General features: G+C 56.9%; 21 protein-coding genes. 7 read left to right on the forward strand and 14 right to left on the reverse strand.

What is annotated here, in order from left to right; genetic code table 11:
- Nucleotides 1–9 precede the first annotated feature (9 nt).
- The 4 genes from LRS11_RS16800 to LRS11_RS16815 all read right to left on the reverse strand — a co-directional run bounded on the left by LRS11_RS16800 (nt 10) and on the right by LRS11_RS16815 (nt 3,588).
- Entirely contained in the window at nt 10–1,098 is a 1,089-nt protein-coding gene (locus LRS11_RS16800) for a copper resistance protein B (RefSeq protein WP_260494036.1), read from the reverse strand.
- Nucleotides 1,091–1,375 carry a hypothetical protein gene (locus LRS11_RS16805; protein ID WP_260494037.1) on the reverse strand — a complete coding sequence of 95 codons (285 nt, stop codon included), beginning with the start codon at nt 1,373–1,375 and terminating at the stop codon, nt 1,091–1,093. Before LRS11_RS16805 ends, LRS11_RS16800 begins: the two co-directional genes overlap by 8 nt.
- Before the next feature lie 12 nt (nt 1,376–1,387).
- A complete protein-coding gene (locus LRS11_RS16810) occupies nt 1,388–3,187 on the reverse strand; it encodes a copper resistance system multicopper oxidase (protein WP_260494038.1) in 1,800 nt (599 codons plus the stop codon).
- A 194-nt stretch (nt 3,188–3,381) separates the two neighbouring features.
- Nucleotides 3,382–3,588, reverse strand: coding sequence for a co-regulatory protein PtrA N-terminal domain-containing protein (locus tag LRS11_RS16815; protein ID WP_260494039.1), 207 nt, complete (start codon nt 3,586–3,588; stop codon nt 3,382–3,384).
- A 295-nt stretch (nt 3,589–3,883) separates the two neighbouring features.
- Between LRS11_RS16815 and LRS11_RS16820 the strand changes: the two genes are divergently transcribed.
- From LRS11_RS16820 to LRS11_RS16835, 4 genes are read left to right on the forward strand one after another with little or no spacing between them, the layout of a single operon-like run.
- Entirely contained in the window at nt 3,884–4,144 is a 261-nt protein-coding gene (locus LRS11_RS16820) for a hypothetical protein (protein WP_260494040.1), read from the forward strand.
- Nucleotides 4,145–4,188: 44 nt separating this feature from the next.
- Entirely contained in the window at nt 4,189–5,025 is an 837-nt protein-coding gene (locus tag LRS11_RS16825) for a DUF692 domain-containing protein (protein WP_260494041.1), read from the forward strand.
- Nucleotides 5,022–5,816: a DNA-binding domain-containing protein gene (locus tag LRS11_RS16830; RefSeq protein ID WP_260494042.1), complete on the forward strand. Its 795-nt coding sequence runs from the start codon at nt 5,022–5,024 to the stop codon at nt 5,814–5,816. Before LRS11_RS16825 ends, LRS11_RS16830 begins: the two co-directional genes overlap by 4 nt.
- A 51-nt stretch (nt 5,817–5,867) precedes the next feature.
- Nucleotides 5,868–6,182 carry a hypothetical protein gene (locus LRS11_RS16835; protein ID WP_260494043.1) on the forward strand — a complete coding sequence of 105 codons (315 nt, stop codon included), beginning with the start codon at nt 5,868–5,870 and terminating at the stop codon, nt 6,180–6,182.
- 19 nt (nt 6,183–6,201) lie between these two features.
- Here LRS11_RS16835 and LRS11_RS16840 read toward each other — a convergent pair whose 3' ends face one another.
- The 8 genes from LRS11_RS16840 to LRS11_RS16875 form a co-directional block, all read right to left on the reverse strand.
- On the reverse strand, nt 6,202–6,402 hold the full coding sequence (locus LRS11_RS16840) for a heavy-metal-associated domain-containing protein (protein ID WP_260494044.1): 201 nt from the start codon (nt 6,400–6,402) through the stop codon (nt 6,202–6,204).
- Between the two features lie 98 nt (nt 6,403–6,500).
- Complete coding sequence (locus LRS11_RS16845) at nt 6,501–7,928, reverse strand: UvrD-helicase domain-containing protein (protein ID WP_260494045.1); 1,428 nt, start codon at nt 7,926–7,928, stop codon at nt 6,501–6,503.
- Complete coding sequence (locus tag LRS11_RS16850; RefSeq protein ID WP_260494046.1) at nt 7,918–9,645, reverse strand: ATP-dependent nuclease; 1,728 nt, start codon at nt 9,643–9,645, stop codon at nt 7,918–7,920. Before LRS11_RS16850 ends, LRS11_RS16845 begins: the two co-directional genes overlap by 11 nt.
- Before the next feature lie 170 nt (nt 9,646–9,815).
- The gene (locus LRS11_RS16855) at nt 9,816–12,179 is read right to left on the reverse strand and encodes a heavy metal translocating P-type ATPase (RefSeq protein ID WP_260494047.1); all 2,364 of its coding nucleotides are present in this window, start codon (nt 12,177–12,179) and stop codon (nt 9,816–9,818) included.
- Between the two features lie 5 nt (nt 12,180–12,184).
- Nucleotides 12,185–12,433 (reverse strand): DUF2933 domain-containing protein, encoded by a 249-nt coding sequence (locus LRS11_RS16860; protein ID WP_260494048.1) that lies wholly within the window; start codon nt 12,431–12,433, stop codon nt 12,185–12,187.
- A 79-nt stretch (nt 12,434–12,512) separates the two neighbouring features.
- Nucleotides 12,513–13,046, reverse strand: coding sequence for a plastocyanin/azurin family copper-binding protein (locus LRS11_RS16865; protein ID WP_260494049.1), 534 nt, complete (start codon nt 13,044–13,046; stop codon nt 12,513–12,515).
- 153 nt (nt 13,047–13,199) lie between these two features.
- Nucleotides 13,200–13,757: a plastocyanin/azurin family copper-binding protein gene (locus LRS11_RS16870; protein WP_260494050.1), complete on the reverse strand. Its 558-nt coding sequence runs from the start codon at nt 13,755–13,757 to the stop codon at nt 13,200–13,202.
- Nucleotides 13,758–13,924: 167 nt separating this feature from the next.
- The gene (locus tag LRS11_RS16875; RefSeq protein WP_260494051.1) at nt 13,925–14,284 is read right to left on the reverse strand and encodes a co-regulatory protein PtrA N-terminal domain-containing protein; all 360 of its coding nucleotides are present in this window, start codon (nt 14,282–14,284) and stop codon (nt 13,925–13,927) included.
- 208 nt (nt 14,285–14,492) lie between these two features.
- Between LRS11_RS16875 and LRS11_RS16880 the strand changes: the two genes are divergently transcribed.
- Nucleotides 14,493–15,170 (forward strand): heavy metal response regulator transcription factor, encoded by a 678-nt coding sequence (locus LRS11_RS16880; RefSeq protein WP_260494052.1) that lies wholly within the window; start codon nt 14,493–14,495, stop codon nt 15,168–15,170.
- 2 nt (nt 15,171–15,172) lie between these two features.
- On the forward strand, nt 15,173–16,549 hold the full coding sequence (locus tag LRS11_RS16885) for a heavy metal sensor histidine kinase (protein WP_260494053.1): 1,377 nt from the start codon (nt 15,173–15,175) through the stop codon (nt 16,547–16,549).
- A 36-nt stretch (nt 16,550–16,585) separates the two neighbouring features.
- Here LRS11_RS16885 and LRS11_RS16890 read toward each other — a convergent pair whose 3' ends face one another.
- Both LRS11_RS16890 and LRS11_RS16895 read right to left on the reverse strand, forming a co-directional pair.
- Nucleotides 16,586–17,200, reverse strand: a complete 615-nt coding sequence (locus LRS11_RS16890; protein ID WP_004374692.1) for a DUF6088 family protein — start codon at nt 17,198–17,200, stop codon at nt 16,586–16,588.
- A gap of 57 nt (nt 17,201–17,257) precedes the next feature.
- Nucleotides 17,258–17,695 (reverse strand): hypothetical protein, encoded by a 438-nt coding sequence (locus LRS11_RS16895; protein WP_260494054.1) that lies wholly within the window; start codon nt 17,693–17,695, stop codon nt 17,258–17,260.
- 82 nt (nt 17,696–17,777) lie between these two features.
- Here LRS11_RS16895 and LRS11_RS16900 point away from each other — a divergent pair, with 82 nt between their 5' ends.
- On the forward strand, nt 17,778–18,068 hold the full coding sequence (locus LRS11_RS16900) for a helix-turn-helix domain-containing protein (protein ID WP_260494055.1): 291 nt from the start codon (nt 17,778–17,780) through the stop codon (nt 18,066–18,068).
- Nucleotides 18,069–18,112: the final 44 nt, after the last annotated feature.

An 18,112-nucleotide genomic window follows, 5' to 3' on the forward strand; every position in this document is an offset into this window, starting at 1 on the left:
GTCAGGCTCTCAAAACCACATCCGAATACCGGCGACAAAGCGCGCCTCATCTACATCGCCACCTTCGTCACGCGTCATATCAGCGGTGTTGCCGTAGGAGCGGCTCCACGACACACCGATATAGGGCGCAAACTGGCGAACGATCTCGTAACGCAGGCGCAAGCCGAGCTCGGTATTGGCCAGCCCCGACCCTACGCCACGCTCAGGATCGTTCTTGGCGTAAAAATTCACCTCGGCAGTCGGCTGGAGAATCAGTCGGTTGGTCAGCAGAATGTCGTAGTCGCCCTCAAGACGGGCAGCGGTCTGGCCATTCTCGCCGACAAAGGCCGTGGCCTCGGCCTCAAAGGCATAGAGCGCCATGCCCTGGATACCAAAGGCTGCCCAGGTCTGTGGAGACTCAGGTTTGAAGTCCTGGCGAACACCAGCGACTACGTCCCACCAAGGGCCGATTGAGCGCCCGTACAACAGCTGCAATTCGGCATCCTCGGTAACCCCATTGGTGCGTTCCCCTTCGGAGCGAAACCAGGCCCGGTTGATATCACCACCAACCCAACCTGATGCATCCCAGGCCAGGGTGCTGCCTTCATTTGCGTCCTGATATTCGAGCTGATCGAGCAGGAAAAAGCTGTTGATGGCACTGTCATGCACTTTGTGGCCAGGTAGCGGCGGGAAAGCAGCTTGGCGATCAGCGTCAGTCAGAACAGGTATCGGTGTGCGACTGGTAGTTCTCGGGGCTTCAGCGGAACCATGGTTCATTTTTGAATGATCCATGCCATCCATCTGCCCTTGCATGGCACCGTGACCCATCTTTCTGTGGTCCATAACTGGAGCCCTTTCTTGGCTCTGACTGTGACCCATCTGGCTGTGATCCATGTTGGCCGACTCGCCCTGCACGGCACCATGGCTCATCTTAGTGTGATCCATGCCCTCCATCGGCTCCTTGGCGGAACCGTGGTTCATCTTGCTAGGGGGCATCGGCATGGAACCGTGACCCATTGCCGAATGATCCATTTCTTCCGCAGCGAGGGTGAAACCGCTGCTAAGCGCGCTCAGCGACACTGCCAGCGCTACTAGGGACGGACGTAAAATCCTAGTCATGGTTCGAACCTGCTTCGGCTTCAGCGCCGCCCTGCTTATTCATCATGTTCTCGTGGTCCATGCCGTCATGATTCATGGTCCTGTGATCCATCTGCTGACCGGCAGCAGCTTTTTCCTTCGTTTGCGGGGCCTGTTTGTCGGTTTCAGCGTCAGACGCTGTGGCTTCAGCGGTCTGGAGCGCCTCAACAGCCAACGACACGGGAGCATGCAGGGCAGCCAAAAGGCTCAACATAGCAGCGCTGCCAACCAGGGCATTTCGCTTCATAAAAATGCTCATCGGATATCTCCTTTACTCATCCACACGAACTTCACGGAACATGCCCATTTCCATGTGGAGCAGCAGGTGGCAGTGATAAGCCCAGCGACCCAACGCATCGGCCGTCACGCGATAGCTGCGCTTGGAGCCTGGTGGCATGTCGATGGTGTGCTTGCGCACCAGGAAGTTGCCGTCCGCATCCTCCAGATCACTCCACATGCCATGCAGGTGAATGGGGTGCGTCATCATGGTGTCGTTGATCAGCGTGATGCGGACGCGCTCGCCGTACTTGAGACGCAGAGGCTCGGCATCAGAGAACTTGATGCCGTCGAAGGACCAAGAGAACTTCTCCATATGCCCGGTGAGGTGCAGTTCGATGGTGCGGCTTGGCTCGCGCCCATCAGGATCGGGGAAGACGCTGCGCAAGTCAGAGTAGGTTAGGACGCGACGGCCGTTGTCCCGCAAGCCGATACCTGGATCGTCCAACTTGTGCGTCGGCGTCATCGTCTGCATATCGACCAGCGGGTTGCCGGTCTCGGATGCCGGGTGCGCTTGCATGGCACCTGCCATGTCGGCCATACCTGCCATGCTCGAATGATCCATTCCGGCCATCTGGCTGTGATCCATACCAGACATATCAGCCATGCCACCCGACATGCTGCCTTGACCCATACCGGCCATGTTCCCATGGTCCATACCACCCATGCTGCCGTGATCCATGCCCATATCGCCCATGGCAATCAGCGGGCGCGGGTCCGGAGTCGGCACCGGTGCGCTCAACCCCTCCCGCACAGCAAGGGTGCCGCGCGCATAGCCGGTGCGATCCATGGATTGAGTGAAGATAGTGTAGGCCTGCTCGTTGTCTGGCTCGACTATCACGTCGTAGGTCTCGGCCACAGCGATACGGAACTCATCAACGCTGACCGGTTTAACGTGCTGGCCGTCGGCCGCGACCACCGTCATCTTCAGGCCCGGGATGCGCACATCGAAATACGTCATAGCCGAGGCATTGATAAAGCGCAGACGAATCTTCTCGCCTGGTTTGAAGATGCCGGTCCAATTGCCATCGGGTGCCTGGCCATTCATCAGGTAGGTGTAGGTGTAGCCACTGACGTCGGCGAGGTCGGTCGGGCTCATCTTCATCTCGGCCCACATCTTCCGATCAGCTACGGCGGCGGACCAGCCCATTTCGCCGACATCGTTGATGAAGTCACCAACCGTGCGTTTGTGCTGGTTGTAGTAATCCGACTGCTTCTTCAGCTTGGCCAATACCCGTGTAGGGTTTTCGTCGGTCCAGTCGCTCAGCAGCACGACGTAGTCACGGTCATAGCTGAACGGCTCGGGCTCTTTGGCATCGATGACCAATGCGCCGTATACGCCGACCTGCTCCTGCAGCCCAGAGTGGCTGTGATACCAGTAGGTGCCGTTCTGGTTGACCTTAAACTTGTACTCATACATGCCGTCAGGGGCGATGCCATGGAAGCTCAGGCCCGGAACACCATCCATGTTCGCCGGCAGGATGATGCCGTGCCAATGAATGGAGGTGTCTTCCTGCAGGCGGTTACGCACCCGTAAAGTAACGGTGTCGCCCTCGCGCCAACGCAGAATCGGCCCAGGTAGCAAGCCGTTGATGGTCTTGGCAGTACGCGCTGCACCGGTAATGTTTACTGGGGTCTCGCCGATAAACAGGTCGAAATCGTTACCAGTTAGCACGTTGGGCTGACTAGGGCTGGTCACCGCCCAAACCGGCGTGCGCCACAGGCCAAGGCCACCGAGAATACCGGTGGCGGCCAGGCCTTTGACGAAAGTGCGCCTTGTGGTTTTGCTTTGCATGCCGTTATGTCCAATCAGTCAGATGAGCCGGTGATGTGCATCCGGTCTCGGGTTCATTGGCTGCTTAAATATCGGGGTTAAATCCTCAAGCCTTGCACGCCGACGGAAGTACGCAAGCCGCACCGACAACGAGCAATATGAAACTGCCATATCTCAACCATCCGGGCGATTACATTTCTGTAAGGTAGAGACCCTCAGCAGTTAGCGTGTTCAGCTTGCTTGGCTTGATCGCCGGCAATGGGTGCGTCGACCTTCTGCTGCTTGGCCACCTGGTAAGCTTCCAGTGACGCCTGACGGGCCTGCTCCATACGTGCGAAGGTTCGGTCCGCACCACCTTCGGCCATTGCCAGGCTGGAAACACTCAGTGCAGCAACTACAAACAGGGCTTTGATCGATTTCATTTGGGGAATCCTCGTAAGTTCAATAAGGCCCTTGTAACCACAGGGGCCGAGCTTCAGGCTTGATGTCACGTTAACTACGACGCCCTGTCAGAAACCTGAGCTGAACATTACAGTTCTGTCAGGTTGCTATTTCTTGCTTGTCGCCCCTCCAGAAGGCTCGGTACTGTCTTTCATGCGCCCCCACAGGAGTCTGGCGGATTTCGTGGGAGGGCATGCCCGGCAGCGATGCCTAAACAACTGTTGGTCATTCGCACATGCGGACTCGACCACCACACGATTAAGAGAGATAGCCACTATGTCGACCAAATCAAATGCTGCTACCGGGGCCGCTCTGGCTCTTGTGGCCGCCAGTCTGTTTGCCACCCTGCCGGCACAAGCCGCTCAGGACACAAAAACAGCGGAAGTGAAGTGCTTCGGCGTCAACGGTTGCAAGGGTCAGAATGACTGCATGACCGCCAAAAATGCTTGCAAAGGCCAAGGCGAGTGCAAAGGCCAGGGCTTCCAATTGATGACCCAGGCCAAGTGTGACGAAGCCGGTGGCAAGACCAGCGAATGATGCCGCCCAGGGGAGTGCATGCCACTCCCCTGCTGGAGTCCCGAATGAGCAAGCGCACAACGCTGGGTTTCGGTCTTGGTCTACGCAGCGAGTATTACCAGCAGATTCTGGAACAGCGGCCTGCAGTCGACTGGTTCGAGATCATTTCCGAGAACTACATGGTGGACGGCGGCAAGGCCCTCTACTTTCTCGACGCGATCAACGAACAGTACCCCTTGGTCATGCATGGGGTATCTCTGTCGATTGGCGGCCCTCATGTCATAGACATTGATTATTTACGGCAGCTCAAGAGCCTGGCAGACCGCGTCCAGCCCCACTGGATTTCCGATCATTTGTGCTGGAGCCGCGGCAACGCCCATCAACTGCACGATCTGCTGCCACTGCCATTTACCCAGGAAAGCCTGCTGCATGTCGCGGCGCGGGTCCGTCTGGTGCAGGATATTTTGGAGCGTCCACTGGTATTGGAAAACGTCTCCGCCTACATCCAGTGGGAGACCTCGTGCATGAGTGAATCGCAGTTTCTCGCGGAACTGAGTTACCTGACCGGTTGCGAGTTGCTCCTGGACGTAAACAACGTCTACGTCAGCGCGCGAAACCAGGATTTCGACCCCTGGCAGTTCATCATGGAACTGCCACATGATCGGATTCGCCAAATTCACCTGGCAGGCCACAGCAATTATGGGCATTACCTCATCGACACCCATGATCAGCCCATCGCTGATCCGGTTTGGTCGCTCTACAGCAAAGCGCTGAGCTACCTGGGCCCGACATCGACCTTGATCGAGCGGGACGATCACTTTCCGTCTTTCGAGGAGCTGCTATCCGAGCTGACACATGCGCGTGCTATTGCCCATGGCGTGATATCGGGGGCCACCCCTTGAGCCTGATCACTCAACAGGCTGCATTGGAAGCCTATCTGACGGATGAAGGTGCCCTCCCCTCGGACGCGCTTCTGGGGCAGATCCGAAGCAGCACAGCGCTGAGTGCCCTAGAAGGCCTGAAGATCTACCACAACGCCTACCGTGCTCGACTGCTGACAGTCCTGCGAGAGGACTTCCCGGCTCTACATCAGTGGATGGGCGAAGAATCATTCGAGCAACTCGCAATGGCCTATATCGCAGCCTGGCCTCCACGGCATTTCAGTATTCGCTGGTTGGGCGAGAGGCTGCCCGAGTTTATTGGCTGTTATGTCGCGGAGCCCCAGCTATCGCCGATGCGCGAGCTCGCAGAACTGGAGTGGGCCTTCACCCTGGCATTCGACGCACAGGATGCCGAAGCGCTCTCGTTGGAAACCATGAGTAGTTTCTCGGCTGAAGACTGGATCTCGCTCAGGGTTGCCCTGACTCCATCTGCCAGGTGGCTGCAGTTGCAGTACAACACTCTGGAGTTGTGGAAGGCTGCCAAGTCTGGAGATCTGCCTCCCGCAATCACCCCGCTACCCGCGAATCAAGACTGTCTCGTCTGGCGCTATGACCTCGTATGCCAGTACCGGAGCCTGGAGCCAGAAGAGGCGTCAGCATTGAAATTTTTCGTTGAGCGTGGCTCGTTCGCTGAGCTCTGCGAGTTATTGGGCGCAACACATGGAGAGCAAGCCCCCCTGCAAGCCGCAACTTGGTTGAAATTGTGGGTCGACGAAGGTTTGCTAAAGCGTAAGGCAACTATTCACGAATGACCCGGAACCTTTAGGCTAGCGACTTCTCTTTGGCCACTCCCGAGCGCGTCTATGACACACCGCATCATTCACTTCAAACAGCAAGCCTTGCTGGACCCAGAGACCTACCAGGCGATGCTGGCTGACGGCGTCGGCCATTGGGAGGCACTTGTAGGAAAATCCGTCGGAATAGAAGACGAAAAAGGCCATGAATTCGCCGCATTGAAAAGCTTGTTCAAGCGGAAGCGCTACTCCTATGACGCGCTGGAAATGCGCGAGCCAGGCGATCACTCAAGCTGGCTTCGCGGCCGAGATGGCGAAGAAGGTATTACTAACGAGGTCACCAGTATCCACGGGCTGAAAGAGCTCTCAGAACTGGAGATTTAGTCGGTCGGCAGGCCAGCGCTCAAGCGCTGACCTGGGCCGCATAACCAAGCTCCTGGATCAGCTCGCGGATCAATTCGGCACTTTCTGTGCTCTCTACCGTGACCTTGCCGGCCACCCGATCCACCTCTACGCGTGCGTCCTGATCCAGCGTCTGGATGGCCTTCGTGATTTTGCTGACATAACTGCCACAACCCATCCCCGAAACATTCAGGCTGAACATCTTTCTCACCTCATTTCGTCCGCGGCTCAAGTTACCGCACAGACAGCATCGACCTTGACACGATGGCAAGGTCAAGTGCGCAAACGCAACAATAAGGCTCAGCCGTTGTTCACAGGCATGAGAATGGGGGTCGATGAACACACCACGACGTGTCTTGCGCCCCTTGTCAGGGCGACATACAGATTCTGAGCGGTCATAAGCTCAGGATGCAGAACAACCGAGACATCCGCTTCCAACCCCTTGAGGAGTAATGTGCTGCCTACCGAGCGCCTTCCAATCGGCCTGGCGAGGTGTCGATTGCGCTCACGCGCTTGAATGGCGGCGCTTAGAAAGTCGGCTGTACCTCCCGCCACAGCTTGCATAGCGGACCGGCAGCAGTGCAGAACTTCCGGTCGGTACACACGTGCCCCCGGCTGTTCAGCGAGCGCATTGATCACGCGGAGCGCCCGCTCCGGCGTTGGCGCTGCTACGAATGCAATCGCCTCAGCCTCGGCCTCGGTCGGAGGCGTTCGGGCCCGTCCTGTGCGCAGAGACTCCACACGCGTTCGCAGGTTCGCTGCACCTACCCCTGTCATCACGCTTGAAGCAAACTCAATAAGTTGTGCCAGAGCATTGGCACCCTGCAGGTCAAAGTTTCTGGCGAAGCTCACGAGGTCTCTTAGGTCGACGGCTTCGACGGCCATGGCGCCGGGTGTCTGGCTCGTGAGCTGATGGCGACCTTGCACGTTGATGGAGTCCCCGATGATGAGGACGCCGCCCTGAGCGTTGGGTGCCTCGGTTCTCGCGGCCACTAGCCGCTGCTGGACTTCGGTACCGGCGTTTAGCTGAACCCAGCGCACTTCCGCCGGAGCCGTGCGCAGATCCACCGGCTGGCCAGCTTGAAGTTGTTGCCGTATGGCGAGCAGCCACTGCCCGAGGTTCTCAGCGCCGGCCAGTCGCCAGCGCCACGGAGTCCCCAGTTCTCCCGCTGCCGGGAATTGGGGTAGTACCTCGTTCGTCCAATGCACCAGTCGGTTGCCACGGAAGCCGAAGATGGCTTGCATTGGATCACCGAGCACGCAGGTCGGAAGCACCTGGGCTAAACCTGAAACGATAGCGTGCTGGACCACATTGCAGTCTTGGTACTCGTCGACAAGCAACCGCGCGTAGGTGGCACGGAGAGACTGAGCAAGGTGGCCAGCGTGCAGTAACTGCCTGGCGGCCTCTCGAATTGCAGGGTAGTCAGTGTTGGGCTGGTGGAGCTCCAAGATTTGCGGGTTATGGCCGCTTCGCGCCGGGAACTTGGCGATGAGGCGCATCGAGAATCCGTCGATGGTGGATACTCGATAGGCGGAGCTAGGGACACCGGCGCGTCTCAGGCGTGCCCGTAAGGCCGCAACGCCTGCGTTCGTATGCGTTAGTACGAGGATGGGTTTGCTCTGTCTATGCGCGATGAGCGTCTCGGCAATCAATTGCGTTTTTCCACAACCTGCGGGGGCTGTTATGGAGCCACGCTCGATAGCAAAAAGATCGATCTCAAGGGGCACTTGTAAACGTCCAGAGCTGATTCGTGACTGCCATGAAGCCCGGGTCGGCGTTCTGTAGAGACGGGCCGACGATGTCCCTTGCAACCTCCTGATAGGTTGTCAACGACTTGAACCACCCGCTGTTGCGGATACGAGATGCAGCTCCCAACAGCTCTCGCGTCGCGTGCGAGTAGCCCTGAATAAGTCTTTCAGCTTTGATGTCATGTAGTGTCACACGTCCTTGGGACTTCGACTGGATGTGTGCGTTCATCAGCTCTGCACCCACTATTGCTTCGGCTTTCGCCAGAAGTGCATCGAGTGCTTGGTCACTGAGATGGCGGAAGATCTCGTCCTCCAAAGTTAGGCCTGGTCGCCATGTAAGAATTTGTCCGCCTGCGGCCAAGAATGCTTCAGGGAGCCCCGCGGTCGAAGGCTTGTCGGCGTCTACAAAAACCATCACGCGATAGCCTAGGTTCTGAAGTGCTGTTCCACGGATAAGACTGTTATCGGGACTTCCTCCGCCGGCGTCCACATAAGCGCCGCCATGAGCCAGGAATGAGGTAGCGCCAAGACTGACCCACCATTGATCAAGGCCTCGCGCGAAGCCAACCTCGCTGGCACCCTCGCAAACGATGATGGATTTGGCGAGGAATGCCTCTGGGTCCTTCCGAAGGGTACTTTGTACTTCGTTGGCCTCCCCAGCGGCCATAACGCTGTGGCGTTGATGCCCAGACCGAACAACGAATAACTGGCTGCCGGACAATTCGCGCAGTGCAACCGGTGAGTGCGTCGTCATGAAGACCTGCAGCGGAGCGGCAGCGTCCTTTGCGCCCAGGGAGTCCAGGAATCGCATGAGCCGATGAGGTTCAAGCCCATATTCCACCTCATCGACAAGAGCTATTGGCGCGGCGCTAGCCGCAGCTCTTTGCAACCCTGCCACTAGTAATCGCGACGAGCCCGTGCCAAGGGAGCGAAGGGGAATGCCTGTTTCGCTGTGCAGCGCGATGGCCCCCTCGCCAATCGACACAGAGTGTGCGTCAAGTAGTGCCTGCGGCATCGCCCCGACCGAAACGCCGAGCTGTTGTGCTGTCTGCTGCACGACCTCAAGCGTTTGGGTTAGATGCGTGGCCGCTTGATTTCCAAAGTTCGCTCTTGCCTGCCTGGCTGCGCGCGCGAGTTCGGCACCCAGCTCCGCGCGTTCATCAGTGAGTCGATTGAGCACCGAGCCACGACTCCACGACAGGTTCGAGCTCGCAAAGCTACCGATGCGGGCGGGTGCTAACGCCGCTCGCTCTTTCCAGGGAAGGGTGCGCTCAAGCTGCTGCTGTTCCGAGCGCTCAGAGAAAAGCGTCCAAGAGGGCTCCAAATCAGCACCAACTTGCAGAAGCAGCGTGATGACGGTCTCAAGGCCTGCCCGTGGTTCGTCTTCGATCGCCCCCGTTTCGGGATTGAATCCACGCAAGAACTCGCCGTAGACATCGATGTCCATCAGAGATGCAGGAAGATCGCCCAGTGTCACGCTGATGGTGATGGGCACTTCGACGTTCAGAGCGAAGAAGTCCATGTCGCCGAACGTGATGCTTCGGCGGGCACCGAGGCAGAGGTCAATCGCGTCGAGAATGCTGGATTTTCCACTGTCACCCGGACCAATGAGGCAGTTAATTCCGGGGGGCGGCACCCAGTCGAGCGCCTGGATAGACCGGAAGTTGCTGATTTTCAGTCGGCGAATGCGGGCCACGGAGTGTCCTCATGGGTTAACAACGGTCAGTCTCCTACCCGCAGCGGCAACAGTCCATAGAACCTCAGCGACAGATAGATCAAGTTGGAAACTACCGTACGGCATTTTCCGCTCAGATGCGCTTCGGAATAATCGCCTTGCCGGTGGTATGCACCTCGTCCTGTCGGAGCCTAGCCGATGTCCGTGGTTTTCAACCTCAGAGCATTGAAAACCACTGAAGCCGAACTGACACTCATAGCCAACGCAGCGATCAAGGGCGACAGAAGATGCCCTGTCAGTGGGTACAGCAGCCCAGCAGCTAGCGGGATTCCCATAGCGTTGTAGAGGAACGCAAAAGCAAGGTTCTGCCTCATGTTCTTCACGGTGGCAACTGACAAGGTGCGTGCTCGCAGGATGCCCATCAGGTCTCCCTTAACCAGCGTCACTTGGGCGCTGTTCATCGCCACGTCGGTGCCCGTACCCATGGCGATTCCGACGTCGGCCCTGGCCAGAGCCGGTGCATCGTTGATGCCGTCCCCAGCCATGGCCACTCGGCGACCGTCACCTTGCAGATCAGCAACTAACTTCTCCTTGTCCTGTGGCTTCACCTCACCATGCACTTCCTCGATTCCTAACTCCTTCGCTACGGCTCTTGCTGTGGTCAGGCCATCACCAGTAGCCATGATGACCTTTACGCCCTCGCTTTGAAGTTTAGAGACGGCCTGTAGCGAAGTTGGCTTAATCGGATCGGAAACGGCCAGGAGACCAGCTAGGCGAGCGTCAACTGCCAGATAGATGATGCTAATGCCTTCCAGGCGCAGTTGCTCGGCACGATCACGCAGCGAGGCAATATCGACGCCCGCCTCCTCCATCAGCGCTGTATTACCGAGCTGCAGTTGATGGCCATCGACTTGTCCGCGAACACCGATGCCCGAGCCAGACTCGAAGGTGTCCGGCTTCACCAAGGCAAGACCTTGGCCACGTGCGTGATCGACAATGGCATGAGCCAGTGGGTGCTCGCTGCCCTGGTCGAGGCTAGCAGCCAAGCGCAGTACCTCGATCGAGTCGAACGACCCGACTCCTTCTGCACTATGAAAAACCGGCCGGCCCTCGGTCAGGGTTCCAGTCTTGTCGACGATCAAGGTGTCGATCTTGCACAGGTTTTCGATGGCACTGGCATCACGGAATAACACGCCGCTGCTGGCGGCCTTACCAGTCGCGACCATGACCGACATTGGCGTCGCCAAACCCAAGGCGCAGGGGCAAGCAATGATCAATACGGCCACGGCATTGATCAGGCCGAAAACCCAGCCTGATTCCGGCCCGAATAGCCCCCAGCCGAAGAACGTCAGGATGGCGATCAGGATCACCCCAACGACAAAATATCCCGCCACCGCATCTGCCATGCGCTGCATCGGTGCCTTGGAACGCTGAGCTCTCGCCACCATCTGGACAATCTGCGACAGCATGGTTTCTGCACCGACCTTTTGTGCCTCCATCACCAGGCTCCCATGGGTGTTCATAGTGGCGCCGATAAGGGCATCCCCTGCCCGTTTGGTCACGGGTAGTGGTTCTCCGGTAAGCATCGATTCGTCGACGGCGCTCTCCCCCTCTAGAACCGTACCGTCCACCGGAACTTTCTCTCCCGGCCGGACACGTAGGTGGTCGCCCTGATGGACATGTGTCAGCGGAATATCTTCTTCCTGGCCATCGGGCTTGATGCGCCGCGCAGTCTTGGGTGCCAACCTCAGCAGTGACTTGATGGCTGCCGAAGTCTGCGAGCGGGCCTTGAGTTCCAGCATTTGGCCCAACAGCGTGAGTGAGATGATCACCGCGGCTGCTTCAAAATAGACGCCGATGCGTCCGTCCTGGACAAAGGCCGCCGGAAACCACTGCGGAACCAAGGTAGCGGCCACGCTGTAGAGGTAGGCAGCTGCAGTTCCCAATCCGATGAGCGTCCACATGTTGGGACTGCGGTGCCGGATGGAGTCAATGCCGCGGGTGAAGAATACCCAGCCACCCCAAAGCGTCACTGGCGTCGCCAGAACCAGCTCAACCCAGTTCTGGGTCGTGCCATGAAACAGTTGCAAGGAATGGCCAGCCATCGCCAGTACGGTCACGATGACGGTCAACGGTAAGGTCCACCAGAACCGCCGCGAGAAGTCCTTCAGCTCTGGGTTTTCATCCTCTTCCAGCTCCGGGATGACAGGTTCCAGTGTCATCCCGCAGATCGGGCAGTTTCCGGGAGCCGGTTGACGAATCTCTGGATGCATCGGACAGGTGTATTCAGCACTTACGGGTGTCGATGTGGGTGCTGGAGTCACGTGCTGGTGATGCCCACCATGCGACTGATGGCTCATGTACTGATGAGGATCTGCTTGGAATTTCTCCAGGCACTTCGCACTGCAGAAACGATAGGCCTTCCCTTCAACGCTCTCGTGGTAAGGGCTATCAGGTTTGACCTCCATGCCACACACCGGGTCGCGCTGGCTCTCGGAGTGAGCGAGCGAGTTATGTGCATGATCCTGGTCATGATGGCAGGAGGTCTTATGCATGCGATTTATTTCCTTTCTTCGTCCTTGGAAACAGCGGTGCTGCTGGAGTGGGAATGCCCGCCGTGATTGTGGCCAAACAGATGCATCAGCGGGCACAGCAGCAGGATGAGGTACGGCAGGACCTGCGAAAGATGACCGTAATGCTCACGCGCCACATAGAAGATGCCGATTACGGCCAGCATGATTAGCGAAATACCGATCTTGCTCTTCCAGAAAGGCGGTTCAGTCGTGCTGGAGTGATGAGTGTGGTCCATGACAATAGCCTCAATTCAATGGCTGTTGGATCAGCATAGGCGGCTCAAGTAAAGCGGAGTTGACACGTATCAATAGAGTTCAGCGTACGGTCACCTTACCGACCATTCCCGATTGATAATGTCCAGGAACATTACAGGCGAATTCCAGATCAGTGGTCTCGGAGAAGGTCCAAACCAGCTCTTCGCGTGCGCCAGGTCCTACCAGAACACTGTTGGGATCGTCGTGCTCCATGCCGACCATCTTCATGCCGCCCATGGCATGGTCCATATTGCTCATGACATGCGCTGCAGTCGGGGACAACGTGCCGTTCTGAAACATCGCGGCCATCTCTTTCTGATGCGCGGCATGGGAAGCGGCTTTGCCAAGGTTGAATTCGTGCAGCAGAGCCCCCTCGTTTTGCAGTACGAAGCGAACAGTCTCGCCCGCCTTGATTTCCATTACCTTGGGTTCAAAAAAGATGTCCCCCATCCGTACTTCGATGGTGCGGTCTACTGCCTGGCTGTCTCCCGGTTGCCCGATGCTGTCTTTGTTGTGTCCCGGGCTGGCCAGAGCGTTCGCAGTGCTGACCAGCAAGCCAACGGTGGTGACAATGGATACTGATATGAGCTTCATGGTGAGCACCTGTGGTAATGAGGAAGGAAACGCCCTGATGCTAAACAGGTGAAGCTGCCGGCACGCTGACGCGAAAAATACATCACAGTAAGGTTCGTTAGATTGGTGCTACCCAGAACCGTGGCTAACGGGTAGCACCGCTCCGCCGTCGATCTAACGCAGGGCGAATTCACCCACCATTCCCGCCTGATAATGTCCAGGTAGCGTGCAGGCAAAGCCCAAGCTCCCAGCCTTGGGGAAGGTCCACACGAACTCTTTGGTTGTGCCGGGCTCAACGAGAATCGCGTTCGGATCGTCATGCTTGGCTTTGATGACTTCCGGATACCCAGGCGGGTTGGCATCACCAGTGCCATAACGCTCATGCCAGACAATGCTTTCGGCCATGCCTGTCGGCGTCAACGTGCCGTCCTTGAACAAGACCGCCATCTTGCGCTGGTGTTCCAGTTGGGACGCTGCCTGCCCGATGTTGAACTCGTGCATCAATGCACCTTCGTTCTTCAGAACGAAACGCACGGTTTCACCTGGCTTTACATCGATCGTCTTCTGGCTGTAGTTGATGTCTTCCATCTTCACGAAGACGGTACGAGTCGCCGGCGTCGCCTGGGCCTGCTGCCCAATGCCATTGCTACTGTCGCTGGTCTCGGCAAATGCCGGAAAAGTGGTGCTGATGAACAGTGTGCTGATCAGCAGCTTAAGAGGGATGCGTTTCATGGTGAGACCTCGCTAGGTAGGCTGGAAATCTCATGCTATTCCCCGCTTCCTGCCAGGCCGCTGACCCCAAAACTACAATTGCGTCAGCTTGAAAAAAGCACGGCGCCATTGAGGCGCCGCTAGGCCAAAGGAGCAATCACGGAAGGCCTGGAAGATGGGGGAAGCTCTTACTTATGGCACTCTTTGTCGGCCATCATCAGCTTGTGCTCGCGAATCATTTGACCCAGCACGTCGTCTACTAACTTGTCGTGTTTTTCCATCCAGGCCAAATGATCTTCGGCAGTCATGCCTGGAGCAGGATGTTCATTGTGCAGCTGACTCATGAGGTCTTCGAGCATGTTCATGTGCTCCTTCATATGCACATGCCGCTCGCCGACTGGGGCCTTCTCTGCCTGGATCAGCACGGCTTCCGCTTTGTCGCGCATCTGCTGCATGCGCTCAAAGGTACGATCACTCCCCCCTTCGGCCCAGACCATAGAAGAAAGCAGCAGCGAACCAACCAGAAGTAAAGGTTTCAGCGAATTCATAGGGGCAGTCTCCATCAGGGAAAGCTGTAATCGGCACTCTGCTTTAGGTCTTAACGAGAGCCGTGAGCACAACCCAGTGCTCATGCTTGCACCTTAGACAAAGCCCCCTGTCAGTGACCTGAAGCCAGGATTACATTTTCGTAAGCTTCTGGTTGGTGGTGCCGTTTGCCTGCAAACTCAGGCCACCCGACTTTTGGAATCTGCTCGCATGAAACTACTTGTAGCTGAAGATGAACCCAAAACCGGTGCGTACCTACAGCAAGGTCTTACCGAGGCCGGATTCAATGTCGACCGGGTTATGACAGGTACAGATGCCCTTCAGCACGCTCTGAGCGAGTCCTATGACCTTTTGATCCTGGATGTGATGATGCCTGGATTGGACGGGTGGGAAGTGCTGCGCATGGTGCGAGCGGCAGGAAAAGATGTCCCTGTGCTGTTCTTGACCGCACGCGATGGTGTGGAAGACCGCGTTAAAGGTCTGGAGCTTGGCGCGGACGACTACCTGATCAAGCCATTTGCTTTCTCAGAGCTTTTGGCCAGGGTCAGAACGCTGTTGCGCAGAGGCAATGGCTCTCCTACGCAGACCACTATGAGAATTGCTGATCTGGAAGTCGACCTGATGAAGCGGCGTGCGATCCGTGGCGGGAAAAGAATTGACCTGACGGCCAAGGAGTTTTCCCTCCTGGAATTGTTACTGCGCCGGCGCGGCGAGGTCCTCCCGAAATCCCTGATTGCCTCTCAGGTTTGGGATATGAACTTCGACAGCGACACCAACGTCATCGAGGTTGCTGTACGCCGGCTACGCGCAAAGATCGATGATGATTTCGATCTCAAGCTGATCCATACCGCCCGCGGCATGGGGTACATGATGGATGCGCCGGAGTGAATATGAAGCACCTTTCGCTGACAGCACGCATGAGTCTGATGTTCATGTCTGCGGTAATTGCAGTTCTGACGGTAGCAGGACTGAGTTTCAATATGCTCAGTCAGCACCACTTCAGAATGCTGGATCGGCAGGCCCTGGTTGAGAAGCTCGAATCAGCCAAGCATATCCTCAATAATGCCCGCGGCGGAGCAAGCCTTTCCGAAGAGTTACCGCAATTGCGAGCCTTGCTGGGAGCGCATCAGGACCTGGCGGCAACCATCCTTTCTAGCGACGGCGCGGTTCTCTTTTCCGATCCCAGAGCAGTCGAGATTCCTGAAAGCTTCAGGCGTGCTAACGAGCAGAGCATGTGGGAGTGGCAGAACGGACAGCACATGTACCGCGGTATGACGGCACAAATTTCGGTAGCCGACCAACCTGAACCACTTACAGCCCTGCTGATTCTCGACGTCACCAATCACACACACTTTTTCGACACGCTGCAGCGATGGTTCTGGGTTGGATTGATCATCAGTGCTCTGGTTAGTGCCGCGTTAGGCTGGGTGGTTGCTCGAAGCGGCCTCAAGCCTCTGCGGCAAGTTACGCGTGTGGCCACCGCAATGTCCGCTCGGTCGTTGCAGGAACGAATCCCTCTAGAGCCGGTGCCGCTAGAACTTCAACAACTGGTTGCATCCTTCAACGCGATGTTGGCTCGACTTGAAGAGGCCTTCATTCGCCTATCCAATTTTTCGGCTGACATCGCTCACGAACTACGAACGCCCGTTAGCAACCTCATGACCCATACTGAGGTGATCTTGAGCCATAAGCGCGACATCACCGCTTACGAGGAGAATCTCTACTCCAACTTGGAAGAATTTAAGCGCATGTCACGAATGATTGATGACATGCTGTTCTTGGCCAAGGCTGATAATGGCTTAATCATCCCAGAGCAAGCCAGGATCGAGCTGGCTGACGTAGTCTTCAAACTGTTTGACTACTACCATCTACTGGCCGAAGAGCACGGAATTGGACTATCGCTCATTGGCACAGGCCAAGTACTGGGAGATCGGCTGATGCTTGATCGTGCGCTATCCAACTTGTTGTCCAATGCGCTGCGCTACACGCCGGCGGGAAAGACAATTTCGGTTCTGATCCGCCAGGCAGCGGACTCCACCACCTTCAGTATCGAGAACCCAGGGGACACAATTAGCTCAGAGCATTTAGAGAAGCTCTTCGACCGCTTTTACCGGGTCGACCCCGCTCGGCGGGAGGGAAGCCCGAGCAACGCCGGGCTCGGACTTGCCATCACCCGATCCATCATTGAGGCTCACAAAGGCCGCATCTGGTGCACCTCAGCCGCCGGCCTCACGGGCTTTCACATCGAATTGCCCCATTCCAGATGATGCCGATCTGGCGGTAAGTAGGCTACAGCTAAACCGCTAGCCCAACTTGACAGGGTGGGTGCAACTCGACTGAGCGCAGATTGCATTCGCCATCCAGATAGGTAACGAGCGGTGAGCTGACACCAGATCACCCCATTCGCTCTCGGGTAGTAGTTTATGAAGTTTGAAAACGGCATACCCCACGCTTGCCTCGCCAATCCAATCCAATGCTCGAATGGCTTCCCCCGCTCCAGTAGCGCCTAGAGCCATCAACCATCGAGGCGCATACCGAATCGACACGGTGGTCTTGCCTACCTGAAGCTCCCTAGAGCGTCCGTCGGTTAGAAAGACATAGCGAACTGGAACCTGTGTGCTCAGCCCTAATTTATTCGCGGCACGAGCCCCGTGGTCGACCAGCACTTCACCCAGCGCATTAGCCAGCGAGTGGACAACCTTCTCCGGTGCCGGCGGGCGCACGCCGAACCGAGTTTCGACTGCGGCAACATAAATGCCCCGAGCAACGCGAAACAGCTTTCCACCTTCGACCAGGCGAGAGAGTCCTCGCTGCACAGCATGGCGAGAACCATGATGCAGGAATCTGCTAGGTGTCAGAACCTCACCTTCTGGAAGCTGTTGAATGATGTCCAGGATTTTTTCGGGAAGAGCCTTCATTGTCCTGTCAAACCTCGTGAGTGGCCCTGCCAAGAACCACCAGAGGTGGCGACCATCTCATGCGGGACACATCATCGAACAATAGACCTGGTGCTTGGCTCCGTCCTGTGAGTACAGGCAATCCCTGTGCGAGTAGGTCTGGCCTGATGCCGTTTTGAAGTCGTAGCCCAAGACTCGTTCGTCCCGGTCATAGACCCTTATCAGCTCGGTCAGCTTCTCCATCGTCCAGTCATTGGATCCATTCAGCCTCGCGGGCAGTACAACCTGGACTGCCTCGACCAGCGTTCCCTCAGCGCGTCTTTGTAGCATGTGCTCCAGCTCTTCCTCGGTCGGAATCAGAAGCATCGTCCGCCAGGCGGTGGTCTTCCGGCGGCGATTGATCACCACGTAGAACCAAGGGCGATGTTCCTCGAGCTCGACGAAACGCCACATTTGAAAGTCATCTCCAAACAACGGCGGATACGCAATTTCAGCGCGCTTGTACGTGAGAAACATCAGTACACCCTCTTTTAAGCTATATATAGCATAGCCCCAAGGGCGCTAAAAAGGCTTCATCGTTCCTTTTGCGAGACAGCAAATGGAACTCAATGAAGCGCTTGGTCTGGTGATCAAGAATCTGAGAAATTTGAAGGAGCTGCCCCAGGAAGGGCTCGGGCCTAGCCAGAGTTACATCAGTGCGATCGAGCGCGGAAAATGGAAGCCATCGATTGAAAAAGTTGAGCAAATTGCCGAGGTTGTGGGCATCCATCCTTTGACACTGCTGGTCCTGGCTTACCAAAAGCAGACGCCTGGACTGAAGCCAGATGAGCTTCTGAAAAAGATCCAACGAGAAATCACGAACCTGAAGGACAGCCTTTCACCTGAGTAGGCATGTACAGGTGAGATCGATGCAGGTAACTGCCGTTCATGCAA

Origin of the sequence: Pseudomonas sp. J452, from assembly GCF_024666525.1 — a bacterium.
In the GTDB taxonomy this organism is placed as follows: domain Bacteria; phylum Pseudomonadota; class Gammaproteobacteria; order Pseudomonadales; family Pseudomonadaceae; genus Aquipseudomonas.

What these genes read in the sequence shown, in the direction of transcription:
- LRS11_RS16800 (WP_260494036.1), bottom strand. Translation starts at nt 1,098, where the DNA reads ATGACTAGGATTTTACGTCCGTCCCTAGTAGCGCTGGCAGTGTCGCTG.
- LRS11_RS16805 (WP_260494037.1), bottom strand. Translation starts at nt 1,375, where the DNA reads ATGAGCATTTTTATGAAGCGAAATGCCCTGGTTGGCAGCGCTGCTATG.
- LRS11_RS16810 (WP_260494038.1), bottom strand. Translation starts at nt 3,187, where the DNA reads ATGCAAAGCAAAACCACAAGGCGCACTTTCGTCAAAGGCCTGGCCGCC.
- LRS11_RS16815 (WP_260494039.1), bottom strand. Translation starts at nt 3,588, where the DNA reads ATGAAATCGATCAAAGCCCTGTTTGTAGTTGCTGCACTGAGTGTTTCC.
- LRS11_RS16820 (WP_260494040.1), top strand. Translation starts at nt 3,884, where the DNA reads ATGTCGACCAAATCAAATGCTGCTACCGGGGCCGCTCTGGCTCTTGTG.
- LRS11_RS16825 (WP_260494041.1), top strand. Translation starts at nt 4,189, where the DNA reads ATGAGCAAGCGCACAACGCTGGGTTTCGGTCTTGGTCTACGCAGCGAG.
- LRS11_RS16835 (WP_260494043.1), top strand. Translation starts at nt 5,868, where the DNA reads ATGACACACCGCATCATTCACTTCAAACAGCAAGCCTTGCTGGACCCA.
- LRS11_RS16840 (WP_260494044.1), bottom strand. Translation starts at nt 6,402, where the DNA reads ATGTTCAGCCTGAATGTTTCGGGGATGGGTTGTGGCAGTTATGTCAGC.
- LRS11_RS16855 (WP_260494047.1), bottom strand. Translation starts at nt 12,179, where the DNA reads ATGCATAAGACCTCCTGCCATCATGACCAGGATCATGCACATAACTCG.
- LRS11_RS16860 (WP_260494048.1), bottom strand. Translation starts at nt 12,433, where the DNA reads ATGGACCACACTCATCACTCCAGCACGACTGAACCGCCTTTCTGGAAG.
- LRS11_RS16865 (WP_260494049.1), bottom strand. Translation starts at nt 13,046, where the DNA reads ATGAAGCTCATATCAGTATCCATTGTCACCACCGTTGGCTTGCTGGTC.
- LRS11_RS16870 (WP_260494050.1), bottom strand. Translation starts at nt 13,757, where the DNA reads ATGAAACGCATCCCTCTTAAGCTGCTGATCAGCACACTGTTCATCAGC.
- LRS11_RS16875 (WP_260494051.1), bottom strand. Translation starts at nt 14,284, where the DNA reads ATGAATTCGCTGAAACCTTTACTTCTGGTTGGTTCGCTGCTGCTTTCT.
- LRS11_RS16880 (WP_260494052.1), top strand. Translation starts at nt 14,493, where the DNA reads ATGAAACTACTTGTAGCTGAAGATGAACCCAAAACCGGTGCGTACCTA.
- LRS11_RS16885 (WP_260494053.1), top strand. Translation starts at nt 15,173, where the DNA reads ATGAAGCACCTTTCGCTGACAGCACGCATGAGTCTGATGTTCATGTCT.
- LRS11_RS16890 (WP_004374692.1), bottom strand. Translation starts at nt 17,200, where the DNA reads ATGAAGGCTCTTCCCGAAAAAATCCTGGACATCATTCAACAGCTTCCA.
- LRS11_RS16895 (WP_260494054.1), bottom strand. Translation starts at nt 17,695, where the DNA reads ATGTTTCTCACGTACAAGCGCGCTGAAATTGCGTATCCGCCGTTGTTT.
- LRS11_RS16900 (WP_260494055.1), top strand. Translation starts at nt 17,778, where the DNA reads ATGGAACTCAATGAAGCGCTTGGTCTGGTGATCAAGAATCTGAGAAAT.